Here is a 13503-nt window from a genome sequence, read left to right as displayed (position 1 = left end):
GTAGCTCCCTGCCCCCCAAGGGGGCCGCTGCGCCTGCGGCCCGGCAAAGCCGGTTCCGCGGCCCCGGCTGGGTTCAAGAGCTCCCGGCGCGCAACCCGGATGGGGGTATTTCACCAGTAGGGCCGCGGGACTGGCTTTGCCAGACCGCAGGCGCCGTCCCCTCGAGGGGAGAACAGGCTACCGCAGTGAGTCTGGACAGGGGTGGTATTTCTGTGCACAATTTGTTACCCCTTCCGCCAGTCGCCACAGCCATGCAACTGACACCGCTGATCGCCATTCATCTGTTTGCTGCCAGCACCGCCATCGTCATTGGGCCCGTCGCGCTGTGGGCGCGTAAAGGGCGCTTGCAGCGGCCCAAGCTGCACCGGGCTTTTGGTTATGCCTTCGTGACGATGATGCTGGTCACCGCCGCGACGGCAGTTTTCATCCGCGACTATGACTATCCCAATATCGCCGGCTACACACCCATCCACCTGCTGGTGCCCTTCACACTGCTCAGCCTGACCGGCGCGTTTTGGCATTTGAGCCGCGGCAACATTGCGGGCCACCGCCGCGCCATGCAGTCCCTCTACATTGGCGCATGCCTGGTGGCAGGCGTGTTCACGCTGATGCCCGACCGCTACCTGGGCAAGATGCTGTGGGCGCAGCTCGGCCTGCTGTGACTTTCCACATCGCCCGGAAAAGCTGCAGCATTTTTTGACGAGCCCGTGGCAGGACGGTCCGTGCACGGAGTCCGGTGAAAATCCCTCGGACGCACACAATGCCCCACCCGGGCGCCCAGAAAACGAAGGAACACCCATGCACCGTTATGTCCTGAGCGGCCTGTTGCTGCTCGCCGCCACCTGCGTGCAGGCCGGCATGGGATTCACCGAACTGCCCGGCCTGCAGGACGATGGCCCCGTCAGCGTTTTTTACCCTTCCGCCGGTGAAGACCGGCAGGCCCAGTTCGGCTCCTATTCCCTCAAACTTGATCGCGGTGGCCAACCCGTGCGCGGCAACACGCGCCTCGTGGTGATCTCGCACGGCTCGGGCGGCTCGCCCTGGACGTACACCGACCTGGCGCGCCGCCTGGTCGAAGACGGCTTCGTCGTTGCGTTTCCCCTGCACCGCGGCGACAACGCCATGGACCCGTCTACCCCCGGACCCGACAGCTGGAAGCAGCGGCCCGCCGAGGTCTCCCGCGCCATTGACGCGGTAGCGCGTGACCAGCGCCTTGCACCGCTCCTGTCGCTGGACAAGGTCGGCATGTACGGCATGTCGGCCGGCGGCCATACCGCCCTGACGCTCGCCGGTGGCCGCTGGTCCCCGGCGCTGCTGGCCCGGCATTGCGAGGCCAACATTGCCGAGGACTTTCACACCTGCGTCGGGCTGACCACCCGGCTTACGGGCGGCATGCTGGACGGCCTGAAAAAATCGGTGGCGCTGGCAGTGATCCGCCAAAGATTCAGCGACGCAGGCTGGCAAACCCACACCGATCCGCGCATTCGCGCCGTGGTTGCCGGCGTTCCGCTGGCCGCCGATTTCGACATGGCCTCGCTGGCCGCACCGCCCGTGCCGCTCGGGCTGGTGACCGCCCGGCAAGACCGCTGGCTGGTGCCCCGTTTTCACAGCGACGTGGTGCTTGCGGCCTGCAAGCGCTGCGAACACCTGGCCGACCTGCCCACCGGCGGCCACGGTGCGCTGCTGTCGCCGCCGCCACCGGCCGATGCCATGTCAGCCCTGGCCAAAGACCTGCTGCTGGACCCGCCCGGCTTTGACCGCAGCGAGCTTCCCCAGGTGGACCAGAAGATCAGCAGCTTCCTGCGCAGGCACCTGCTTCCCTGAATTCCCCGGCGATGGGTTTGTGAGACGGGCCACAGGCACGCCTGGCAGTCACGCATCGAAGTGAACAAAAAACGATCCTTTCAGGTGCGTTTTTGAGTCAGAAACGAACCAATAAGAATCATTAGTAAAACTTATCTACTCGTACATTCATTCGCTGAGGGGTGAACCCCACTACCGCTTCATKAAGGTGAAATATACATTCAGTTACACCAACATTACCACCAAGGTTCTCACGATGAACAGCTTCACATCCCGCCGCCATGCCCTGGTCGGCCTGACCGCCATTGCCGTAGCCAGTGCCCTGCTCTCGGGCTGTGACAACCCACCAGACACCATCAAGATCGGCGTTGCCCAACCGCTGTCGGGGAACCTCGCCGCGCTCGGCCAGGACTTGCACAACGGCGTGAAGATGGCCGTGGACGAGATCAACAAGGAGGGCTTCCAGATCAAGGGCAAGACGGTCAAGATTGAAATCGTGGCCATGGACGACCGGTCTGATCCAAAAACCGGTGTGGAAGTCGCGCAGCAGCTCGTCGACGCCGGCGTGGTCGCCGTGATCGGCAACCTCAATTCGGGCGTCAGCATCCCGGCCGCACCGGTCTATGCCGCCAAAAACATTCCCCAGCTGGCCATCTCGACCAACCCCAAGTTCACCGAGCTGGGCCTGGCCACCACCTTCCGCCTGGTGGCCAACGACAACCTGCAGGCCCGCGCGATCGGCTCCTTTGCCGCCAACCAGCTCAGCGCCAGCAAGTTCGCCATCGTCGATGACGGCACCACCTACGGCAAGGGCCTGGCCGCCGGTGCGGCCGTCGAGCTGAAGAAAGCCGGCAAGGCAGTAGTGGTCACCTATTCATCCGACGACAAGACCACCAAGTTTGACGAGCTGGCCGGCAAGATCAAGGACGGCAATGTCGAAGTGGTCGTGTCCACGCAAGGCGACTTCCAGATCCTCGCGCTGATTGATGCCCTCAAGAAGATCGACTACAACCAGCAGATCAGCATCCTGGGCGGCGACACCATCAAGACGACCGACATGCTCAAGGGCAGCGACACAGTCAAGGGAATCTACGCTACTTCGCCCATCCTGGACGCCAAGGAATTCGTCAACGGCAAGGCCTTCCTGAGCAAGTACCAGGAAACCTTCAAAAGGGAGCCGGCTTACGGCGGCCACTACACCTACGACGCGATGTACATCCTGGCCGGCGCCATGCGGCGCGCCAACTCGGTCAAGCCTGAAAAGATCACCGAAACCCTGCGCACCTTTGACGGCTACGCGCCGATTACCGGCTCCATGAAGTGGGACTCGGTAGGCGAGCAGCGTTACGGCGTGGTCGGCGTTTACTCGATCCGCAAGGGTGTTTGGGACCTGCAGCTGCGCTCCGACCGCTGGTAGGCTAAGCTTTCGGTCGTCATGACCGAGCCCACCTCATTCCCAGGCGCACTCCCTGGCGCATCTTCCGGCGCGGCGCCTGCCCGCCACCACGCCACGCCCGCCGAAGTCCTGGACTTCTGGCTGGGCGACGGCGTCGAAAAAGACTGGCCCACGCAAGACCTTGGCAAACGCTGGTTTGGCGGCGGCGCCGAACTCGACGAAGACATCCGCACGCGCTTCGGCCTTGAGGTCGAGGCAGCCGTGGACGGCGGCCTGCAAGGCTGGGCGCAACCGCCCCTTCACCGCCTGGCGCTGGTCATCCTTTTGGACCAGTTCACACGCAATGTCTTTCGCGGCTCCGGCAAGGCCTTTGCCGGCGATACGCGGGCCCAGCAACTGGTGCTGGAGGCGCTGGCCGCCCAAACCGACCTGCAGCTGTCCTGGGCCGGGCGCATCTTTTTGTACATGCCGCTGATGCATGCCGAGAGCCTGGCGCTGCAAGATGAATGCGTAGCGCGCTTCACCCGGCTGGTGGACGACGCGCCCGATTCACTCAAGCAACGCCTGCGCGGCAATCTTGACTTCGCCCACCAGCACCGGGACATCGTCGCCCGCTTCGGACGCTTCCCCTACCGCAACGCGGCGCTGGGGCGTACCGATACGCCCGAGGAAGCCGACTTTCTCCTCAAGGGCCCGCGCTTCGGGCAGTGAGGTTCCCCCTGTCCAGGCTCACTGCGTGTAGCCTGTTCTCCCCTCAAGGGGACGGCGCCTGCGGCCCGGCAAAGCCGGTTCCGCGGCCCCCGCTGGTGAATACGCCGAAGAACCGGCTCTGCGGGAGTTATGCATCAAATCGGCCTCCAGCCCAAGTGGAACTTGCGCAAGCAGCTACTAATTTGATAGCAAGCAACAGTAGGCCTCATCTTTCCTGCTTTTGAATCCATAGCCTTGGCTACGCCGTACTAGCAACGGGACGTCCGGCGCCACATCGCCAACAACAACGGCCGGCCGCCCTAGTTCACCACCGGCCAGCCTGGCCGGTTCACAAAAACCCAGGAGTTCAAAAATGACTTTACGCACAGCCACCGCCTCAGCTTCAGTTCTGCTCGTGTCCCTGCTCGCCGCCTGCGGCAGCATGTCGCCCATGATGCCCACCTACTCGCAGGCCGGCCTGCCGGCTGCCGTGCAGGTGCCGGCCGGCAACAAGGTCGCGATGGAGACCGTCGGCGTGGGCGACATCACTTACCAGTGCAATGCCAAAAAAGACATGGCCGGCCAGTTTGAATGGGTCTTTGTCGGCCCCGACGCGAAGCTCAATGACCGCAGTGGCAAGCAGGTCGGCAAATACTACGGACCGCCGGCCACCTGGGAAAGCATGGACGGCTCCAAGCTGACAGCAACGCAAATCGCGGTCGCCCCCGGCGGCATGGGCAACATCCCTTTGCAGCTCGTCAAGGGCAACCCGGCCATGGGCAGCGGCGCCATGAGCGGCGTGACCTACATCCAGCGCGTGGACACCCAGGGCGGCGTTGCACCCGCCATGCCTTGCGCCGCCGGCAACATGGGCGCCAAACAGGTCGTGAAGTACCAGGCCGGCTACATCTTCTACAAGGCGATGTAAGCGCAGGAAGGCGCAGGGGGTTCGCACAGGCACTCTCCCGGCGCCCGATACCCTTCACCCGCATCTCCCAGGGTGAGCCGCCAGCTCTGAAGTCAGGCGGGGCTGGTCTTACGCCCGCAGGCTTGCCGCAAGGCCGGCGCTGTGGGCTTTTTTACGGGCGGTTGGCTGCCGCTTGGGCTTGTTGCCTGACTGTCTTTTGGCGTATCGCCTGAGCTGTCGCATTTACCCGCAAACGGTCCGGCAAGGCGCTGGCAATGAGGCTGCGCGGCGTCCTACAGATGTTTACATTTCAGCGGGCTTTACTGGCAAGCAGGCAAAACAACAACCCGAGGAGCCTTCATGAAAAGCACACACAACACCTTTTGGGCCTATAGCAAGAGCGTTGCCGTCACGCTGGCCATGGTCACCGGCACTGCCGCGCTGATCACCGCCTGCTCCGGCGTCGCGCCGCTTCCCAAGGAATACACGCAGGACCCGCTGGATGCATCGGTCAAGGTGCCGCCCGGGCATGTTGTGGCGCTTGAAACCACCGCCAGCGGCCTGCTTCATTACGAGTGCAAGGCCAACGCCGACACGGCCGGCACCATCGGCTGGGTTCTCGTGAGGCCCGAGGCCGACCTGCTGGACCGCACCGGCAAAACCGTCGCGAAATATTCCGGCCCGCCTGCCACCTGGACGCATATCGACGGCTCCAGCGTGGTCGGCACGCAGGTGGCGCTGGCGCCCCGCATAGGCGCCACCAACCTGCCGAACCAGCTTTCCACCGGTGCATCGGGCGCCACGCCTGGCGTCCTGCAAAACATCACCTACATCCAGCGCATCAAGACCAAGGGCGGGCAAGACCTGAGCAAGGCCTGCACGCAATCCGACCTCGGCGACAAGCTGACAACGTCTTACCAGGCCGACTATATTTTCTGGAAAGCCTCTTGAAGCAGAGCGGCAATGGACCCCAAAAGCCCGCAGGCCCTTGGTCTGCGGGCTTTTTTTCTGGTGTGGGCAGACTCAACCTGCTACTGAATTTATAGCTGCTCGTGCTTATTCTTATTGGGCTACAGCCATATTTGGCACTGGGATGGAGCTGCATCACGACATCGGCATGAGCACCGGCATGGAATACCGGCTGGACGCTTCCAATGCGCCATCACCCCACCCAGTCAAACCTGCCGACCTTTGCCCGCACCCATTCCCTTCAGCGTCCTACAGCGGGCCTGGCTCATTGTGTTTTACTGGTGCCTGAGACCATCGCCCCTCACCTGGAACCTGCCGTGAACACCAAAGCCTCTCGCGCTCCCTGCTTCGCCCTGCTGCGAAGCGTGCTCATGGTCACCGGCGCAGTGGGGGTGCTTGGCGCCTGCAGCGTGCGCCTGCCCAACCCCTACAACGCCCAGCAGACCCTGCCTGAAGCCATACGCGTGCCGGCGGGCCACAAGGCCGTGCTGGAAGCCCAGGGCAAGGGCGACCTCCTGTATGAGTGCCAGGCCATCAAACGTGCGCCCTATGAATACGCCTGGCTGCTCCAGTCACCGGGGCTGCGGCTGCAGGACAGCAATGGCCAGACCGTCACGTACTACCCGGGCCTGCGCTCGCGCTGGGTGCACAGCGACGGCTCCAAAGTCACCGCGAAGGAGTTGGTAGAAGTGTCCGCTGACCGTAGCGGCCTTCCGCTGCAGCGAGCCATGGTGAGCCCTTCAGAAACCCCGGGTGCGCTCGCCAGCGTCAGCTACATCCAGAGCCGCAGAACCGCGGGCGGGGTGGTGGCGAGCCCGCCCTGCACATCCGCCAGCCTGGGCATGCGGGTGTCGGTGCCTTACGAGGCGGACTATGTTTTCTGGGGGCCGGCCGGCTGATCTTTCGGCGCCCAACAAAAAGCCCGCATGAAGCGGGCTTTTTGCTTTTTGCTGTTGCAAGGCGGCTAACCCTGGCGACCCCGGGTCAGACCGGGTTAGCCCGCAACGCAGGCTTAGCGCCTGTAATACCCCGGCCCATAACCCGGAGGGGGCGCCTGCACGTAGTAACCGCCGTGGTGCCTGTGGCCGTGCCTGGGGCCGTAGTACACCGGCTGCGGTGCGTAGTACACAGGCGCAGGCCTCACGTACACAGGGCGCGGCTGGTAATACACCGGTGCAGGCTGGTAGTACACCGGGGCGGGCTGCACATACACGGGCTGCTGGTACACCGGGTAGCCGTTGGTCACGCCCACCGCTATACCGGGAGCGGCTACGCCCACAGAAAAGGTCACGTTGTCACGGGCCTGGGCAGCACCGGCAAAGCCGAAAGCGGCAAGCGCCAGTGCGGCTGCGGCGCCTGCCACGGCGACGGAGCGGTTTGCCTTGATTGCTGTCTTCATATGATCTCCTTAACAGGGCAGGAAATGCCCATGTGTTTATTAAACGCGCCACCCCCGTAACGGCGTACCGCATGCACAGTGAAGAGCGTAGCCAAACGTAACCCTTTCGGCTAACCCCTAAAATCACTCAATGACCACCCCCGCCCCTGCCTCCGCGCCCGCCGACAAAGAAACCCACAAGCCCAGCAACTTCCTGCGCCAGATCATCGAAAAAGACCTGGCCGAAGGCACTTATGCCAGTCGCCGCTGGGGCGGCAGCCCGGGGGACGCCGCCCACCATGCCGCCGGCCAGCCCGATCCGGCCAAGATCCGCCTGCGCTTTCCGCCTGAACCCAACGGCTATTTGCATGTGGGCCATGCCAAGAGCATTTGTCTGAACTTCGGCCTGGCACTCGACTACGAAGGCGTGTGCCACCTGCGCTTTGACGACACCAACCCCGAAAAAGAAGACACCGAATACGTCGACAGCATCATCGAAGCCGTCAAGTGGCTGGGCTATGACTGGGCGCAGATCGGCAACGGCAAGGGGGGCGACAAGCCCTACCAGGCCAGCGACTACTTTGACTTCATGTACCGCGCAGCCGAGTATTTGATTGAAAGCGGCAACGCCTACGTTGACGAACAAACCGCCGAAGAAATGCGCCATAACCGCGGCGACTTTGGCCACCCCGGCACCAACAGCCCCTTCCGCGGCCGCACACCCGCTGAGAACCTGGCGCGCTTTCGCGAGATGCGAGACGGCAAGCTGCCCGACGGCGCCGCCGTGCTGCGCGCCAAGATCGACATGGCCTCGCCCAACATCAACATGCGCGACCCGGCCATTTACCGCATACGCCGCGCACACCACCACAACACCGGCGACAAATGGTGCATCTACCCCATGTACACCTTCGCCCACCCGGTCGAAGACGCACTTGAGCAGATCACCCACAGCATCTGCACGCTCGAGTTTGAAGACCAGCGCCCGTTTTACGATTGGCTGCTCGACCGTTTGGCCGAAGGCAAACTCATTGCCACACCGCACCCGCGCCAGTACGAATTTGCGCGCCTCAACCTCACCTACGTGCTCACCAGCAAACGCAAGCTCGCCCAGCTGGTGACTGAAAAGCGCGTGAGCGGCTGGGACGACCCCCGCATGCCAACAATAGTCGGCCTGCGCCGCCGCGGCTACACGCCCGAATCACTGCAACTCTTTGCCGAACGCATCGGCGTCACCAAGAGCGACAGCTGGATCGACTACAGCACGCTCGAAGGTTCCTTGCGCGACACGCTCGACCCGATTGCACCGCGTGCCATGGCCGTGCTTGATCCGGTCAAGCTGGTGCTGACCAATTGGGATGAAATCATGGGCGCAGGAAAGCTTGACGACTGCAGCGCACCCGTGCACCCGCACCATGAAGACATGGGCAAACGCCAGTTCAAGATCGGCAAGGAAGTCTGGATTGAACGCACCGACTACGAAGAGACTCCCCCCAAAGGTTTCTTCCGCCTCTTCCCGCCGCACATCAACGCCAGCAAGCAGGCGATTGCCGGCAGCAAGGTCCGCCTCAAATATGGCCACGTCATCGAATGCACAGGCGCAGTGAAAGACGCCAACGGCAAGGTCACCGAAGTGCACGCCACCCTGATCCCCGACACCAAGAGCGGCACCCCCGGCTCCGACGCCATCAAGGTCAAGGGCGTGATCACCTGGGTGGGTGTGAACGATGCGGTGCAGGCCGAAGTGCGCCTTTATGACCGCCTCTTCACCACCGAACACCCCGGCACCGGCGACAAGGATTTCCACGACGAGCTGAACCCCGACAGCCTCAAGGCCGTGACGGCGTATGTTGAGCCATCACTGACGAATGTGCCCGCCGGTACGCGCTTTCAGTTTGAGCGGCATGGGTACTTTGTGACGGACCTGGTGGATCACTCTGCCAGTAAAGCCGTATTCAATCGGGTCACGGGCATGAAGGATAACTGGGCCAAATAGCCTGGCAAGCCGATGGACGCCGCTCAAACCGAAGCACAAACTAAAAATAGCGTCCACAGAACAATTCGAATTACGAGGGAGAATATTTTGAAAATCTGGTTGCATGCCGTGCGCAGCACGATGTTGATGGGCACGCTCGCTCTGTGCGCACTGGCCGCGCAGTCCCAGCCGGCGCCTGCTACCCAGGGTCCGAACGAAGGCGTCAAGGAAGTGCGGATTTCATCCGACAAATTCGAGCGCCAGGCGGCCCTGCCCAGTTGGGTCGAACCCATCACCAACCTGCCTGCCACGCAAAGCAAGGCACCAGTGGTAACCATACTGGCGGACACGCAATTCATGGTGGCCGCACAATCCACCAGCTTTGTACACCGGGCCTGGCTGGCCAACACCAATGCCCCGTTGCAGTCGCTGGGCACGATGGCCGTGTCCTTCAACCCCGAATACCAGAGAGCCAAGCTCCATATCCTGCGCATTCACCGCGCAGGCCAGGTTCTTGACAAGCTCGCCACGGCCGAAATCCGCTTCCTTCAGCAGGAAACCGGCCTCGACATGGGCGCCTATAACGGCGAAACCACCGCATCCATCCTGGTTGAGGACCTGCGCGTCGGCGACATACTGGAGATCGCCTACTCCACCATCGGAGCCAACCCGGTCATGGGCAACCGCTTCATTGACTACGCCAGCTGGGACCAGGGCGGCCCGGTTGACCGGCGCCGTGTCACGCTTAACTATCCTTCCGCGCGCAAGATCAATGTGCGTTTTTTGGGCGACCTGAACAAGGACTATCCAAAGCCTGTCGAGTCAGTCAGCGGCGCGATGAAAAAACTCCGTTGGGAACAGCTCGCGCTGCCAGCCGTGGACTTTGAAGCTTCGGTTCCTTCCAGTTTTTATGTGGGCCGCTCCATGCAGTTCTCGGAGTTCCAGAGCTGGGCCGAGGTGTCGGACTGGGCCGACCAGCTGTTCCGTAGCACCGCACCCTTGCCTCCTGAAATCATGCAGGTAGTGCAAACGCTGGGCACCAAGCCCACCATGGACGAGCGCGTCTCCGGTGCACTGCAATGGGTGCAAAACGAAATCCGTTATTTCTCGGTGTCCCTGGGTGAAAGTTCGCACCGCCCCACGCAACCCGCGCTCACCCTGCAGCGCCGCTATGGCGACTGCAAGGACAAATCATTCATGCTGATCGAGATGCTGCGCGCGCTGGGCATCAAGGCACAGCCGGTGCTGGTGTCCACCCGCTTCCGCGACGGACTGACGAAGATGCTGCCTTCACCTTACGCTTTCGACCACGCCATCGTGCGCGCGGAAGTGGAAGGCAAAACCTATTTTCTCGACCCCACCCTGATCGGCCAAACCGGACGGCTGGACGCACTGGGCCAGCCGCATGAAGGCTCCGAGGTACTCGTTGTTCAACCCGGCAACAGCAGCTTCACCCGCATCAAGTCAGCTGATTACGCCGCGATCTCCCGCAACGAACTCACCGAAAAAATCACGCTGCCGAAATTTGGCGGCGACGGCACGCTCGAAAGCCAGAACCTCTGGTCGGGCTACAGCGCGGAAGTGCGCCGCATCCAGTTGGCCGCCTGGACGACCGAGCAGCGCGACAAGGTGTTTCGCGAGGTATATGAGCGGCTCTATCCCGGCATCCGTTTTTCGGCGCCGCTCCAGGTGCTCGACGACACCGTAAACAACGTCATAACCGTCAAAAACCTCTACATCATTCCCAACCTGGCCATCACGGCCACTGGCGAGTGGGGCGTGCGCTACAGCGCCAGCAACATGGCGGGCATGGTGGTCATGCCACCGTCAGTCAATCGCACCCAGCCGCTGTCCATGGAAGTCCTGCCGCGCAAGAACCGTTACTCGATCGAGATTGAATTCCCGCCTGAGGTGTCTGTGGTGCGTGACCCCCTCACGCGCTCCGTGCGCGACGACGCCTTTGACTACAAGGTCTCCAGCACCTTTCGCGGCAATCGGGCATCAACCTCCATCGAGCTGGCCGTACTGCAAACCCAGATCGAGGCGTCACGCGTGCCGGCCTATGCGGCCGCCCTGCGCCGCACCGGGGAGATCTTTTACCCCGTGGCAGTGGTGCGTAAAGACGATATCAAGTCATCCGGCCTGCTGGGCCTGGGGGCCAAAAACCTGCGCCAGACAATTGAGGACCGCCTGAAAGACCGCATCGGCAAGATCGGCAAAGGTATCGACAGCGGCCGGCTGAGCGGTGACGACCTGGCAAACGCCCTGTGCGAACGCGCCGAGGCACTCACAGACCTCGGCAAACCCGAAGAAGGCCTGAAAGACGCCCAGCTTGCCATCAAGGGCAGCCCCAACTTTTCGCGCGCCTATGCCTGCCGCGGCAATGTGTACTTTGGCCTGCAAGACTACCCCCGCAGCGTTGCCGACTACAGCAAGGCCATTTCACTCGGCGACGAAAGCGACCACGTGATGTACCGGCGCGGCCACGCACGTTTCTACGGCGGCCAGCTTGCGGCAGCGGCAGAAGACTTTGCCAAAGCAAGCCAGTCCAAACAGGCTGATGCCGACGCCGCACTTTATGCAGAGCTGTGGCGCGTATGGACACAAAAGCGGCTGGGCATCACGCCGGACGCCGCACAGCAAGCGCTTGCCAGGGCCAAGCCTGGCGGTGACTGGCCCCGCCCCGCCCTTGCCATGCTGCACGGCCTGATGACACCCGAACAGGCCCTGGCCACACTAGACAGCAAAAAGGGCGACGAGCGCGACATGGCCCTTGTGGAGGGTTACTTCTATGTGGGCCAGAACTACTATGCCCAGGGCGACAAGACAAAAGCCGCCGAGTTTTTCAACAAGGCCCGCGAAAAAGGCGTCCTCCTCTACATCGAGCACGTCGCAGCGGGCCTGGAGCTGCAACAGATGGGTGTCGCCAAGCCCTAGGCCCACATATGCGCCCATCGCCCTATCCCAAGCGCCTGCGCAATTTTCTGGTGATGACGGGATGGGCGGCATCCCTGCTGGTACCGGCCACCGGTCATGCCCAGTTCGGCCGTTTCGAGTTCAGCGATGCAGGCGACTTTTCAGAGTCGGCCATCCTGCACGGCGTCAAGGCCACTCAGGCGCAATGCGCAGCCGCCGCCAATACCGTCTGGGCCGCCACGGCCAGTTCGGGCGCCGAATGCATCAAATACTGGAAGGCCGGTTTTGGCGACCAGCCCGTCAAACGCGCCATCGTGTTCTTTCATGGCGACGTCTTTGTGGGCGTAGGCAAGACCAGCAAAAACTACCTGGACTTGACCAATGCCCAGTTGCAAAACTTCGCCGACGGTTGGGCCAAAACACTCGGCATGCCCTACATCTACATGGGCCGCCCGGGCACCCACGGCTCATCAGGCGACCACATGCAGCGCAGGCGCATTGACGAATCACTCATCATCTCGGCCGCGTTAGACGAGATCAAGAAGCGCTACGGCATTGAAGAATGGGTCATCGCCGGCCAAAGCGGCGGCGGCCACGTCACGTCCTCCCTGATCACTGAACGCGCAGACATCGTTTGCGCAGTCCCCACCTCAGCCCCCTCCTCACCCCGCATCCGCTGGGAAATGATGGGCCGCACCAATGACACCACCAACTACGCCGACTCCTACGAGCCGTGGAAGTTTGTCGTCAAGGAAAAGACTCACCCTAAACTGCGCGTGTTTGTACTGGGCAACCCGAATGACAAAAACGTTTTCTGGGCCTCGCAGACCGTGATGGCCGACGCTCTGCAAAAAGCGCAGATTCCGGTGCAGGTGCTGCAAGGCGAAGGCACAGGGCCGGATGCGCATGGCCTGTCGAATTCGTCGCGCATTGTGGCGGGGTGGTGTGCGAGGGATGTAGGGACGGAGGAGATGGTGGTGCGGGCGGGTAAGGGGCTTAAGGGTTAACGACAAGCCGAAACGCTCACGAAAAATCGTCAGTTTGGGCGTATGGGTACTTTGTCACAGATTTAAATGAGCACAAATCAGAGAAAGCGGTGTTCAATCGAGTGATGCGGATGAGACTCTCGCTCAACAAATAACCAAGCCCATCAAATGTCATCTCTTTTGTACCAAGCTGGTTTTCAACGGATTTCATATCAAGCGCTCGTTCTCAGCGCTTTTTTTTCGTCTTTCATGTTGTAAGTAGGCGTAGAAACACTCAAAAATTTCTATGTGTTGAATTCCGTCGAAATCTGATCCATTTAGCGCAGTAATTTCCATCCAAAACTGACCCACGTAGGCACTACCCTGCTTGTTTTAAAAGCAGGGGGAAATTAGGAGTGATAGACGTGGCGACATTGAATGTCATCAGACGTTGGGCATTGCGGGATCAGATGTCCATTCGCGAGATCTCAAGGCGTACAGGCC

The 13503-nt window shown here is 61.8% G+C and carries 11 protein-coding genes and 1 pseudogene; 11 read left to right on the top strand and 1 reads right to left on the bottom strand.

Going from position 1 to position 13503, the window contains the following annotated elements; genetic code table 11:
* Positions 1-251: 251 nt before the first annotated feature.
* From AC1DZE_RS12190 to AC1DZE_RS12160, 7 genes are all read left to right on the top strand, one after another.
* Positions 252-662, top strand: a complete 411-nt coding sequence (locus AC1DZE_RS12190) for a DUF2306 domain-containing protein (protein WP_477671543.1) — start codon at positions 252-254, stop codon at positions 660-662.
* Between the two features lie 136 nt (positions 663-798).
* Positions 799-1824 carry an alpha/beta hydrolase family protein gene (locus AC1DZE_RS12185; RefSeq protein ID WP_477671542.1) on the top strand — a complete coding sequence of 342 codons (1026 nt, stop codon included), beginning with the start codon at positions 799-801 and terminating at the stop codon, positions 1822-1824.
* Between the two features lie 235 nt (positions 1825-2059).
* Positions 2060-3220, top strand: coding sequence for a branched-chain amino acid ABC transporter substrate-binding protein (locus AC1DZE_RS12180; protein ID WP_477673607.1), 1161 nt, complete (start codon positions 2060-2062; stop codon positions 3218-3220).
* A gap of 18 nt (positions 3221-3238) precedes the next feature.
* Positions 3239-3910, top strand: coding sequence for a DUF924 family protein (locus AC1DZE_RS12175; protein ID WP_477673606.1), 672 nt, complete (start codon positions 3239-3241; stop codon positions 3908-3910).
* A gap of 352 nt (positions 3911-4262) precedes the next feature.
* Positions 4263-4817, top strand: a complete 555-nt coding sequence (locus AC1DZE_RS12170) for a DUF3455 domain-containing protein (RefSeq protein ID WP_477700103.1) — start codon at positions 4263-4265, stop codon at positions 4815-4817.
* Positions 4818-5156: 339 nt separating this feature from the next.
* A complete protein-coding gene (locus AC1DZE_RS12165; RefSeq protein WP_477671539.1) occupies positions 5157-5747 on the top strand; it encodes a DUF3455 domain-containing protein in 591 nt (196 codons plus the stop codon).
* A 335-nt stretch (positions 5748-6082) separates the two neighbouring features.
* Complete coding sequence (locus tag AC1DZE_RS12160) at positions 6083-6664, top strand: DUF3455 domain-containing protein (protein WP_477671538.1); 582 nt, start codon at positions 6083-6085, stop codon at positions 6662-6664.
* 113 nt (positions 6665-6777) lie between these two features.
* Here AC1DZE_RS12160 and AC1DZE_RS12155 read toward each other — a convergent pair whose 3' ends face one another.
* The gene (locus tag AC1DZE_RS12155; RefSeq protein WP_477674613.1) at positions 6778-7164 is read right to left on the bottom strand and encodes a hypothetical protein; all 387 of its coding nucleotides are present in this window, start codon (positions 7162-7164) and stop codon (positions 6778-6780) included.
* Positions 7165-7294: 130 nt separating this feature from the next.
* Between AC1DZE_RS12155 and AC1DZE_RS12150 the strand changes: the two genes are divergently transcribed.
* The 4 genes and pseudogenes from AC1DZE_RS12150 to AC1DZE_RS12135 all read left to right on the top strand — a co-directional run.
* On the top strand, positions 7295-9139 hold the full coding sequence (locus AC1DZE_RS12150; RefSeq protein ID WP_477700102.1) for a glutamine--tRNA ligase/YqeY domain fusion protein: 1845 nt from the start codon (positions 7295-7297) through the stop codon (positions 9137-9139).
* An 87-nt stretch (positions 9140-9226) separates the two neighbouring features.
* Positions 9227-12055 carry a DUF3857 domain-containing protein gene (locus AC1DZE_RS12145; RefSeq protein ID WP_477700101.1) on the top strand — a complete coding sequence of 943 codons (2829 nt, stop codon included), beginning with the start codon at positions 9227-9229 and terminating at the stop codon, positions 12053-12055.
* 8 nt (positions 12056-12063) lie between these two features.
* On the top strand, positions 12064-13041 hold the full coding sequence (locus AC1DZE_RS12140) for an alpha/beta hydrolase family protein (RefSeq protein ID WP_477700100.1): 978 nt from the start codon (positions 12064-12066) through the stop codon (positions 13039-13041).
* Positions 13042-13415: 374 nt separating this feature from the next.
* Positions 13416-13503, top strand: a pseudogene (locus AC1DZE_RS12135) (XRE family transcriptional regulator); the annotation flags it as partial.

It is taken from the genome of Polaromonas sp. P1_F1 (assembly GCF_056405795.1).
Note: the sequence above shows the minus strand (reverse complement) of the source record. Positions and strands in the feature narration are given on the sequence as shown.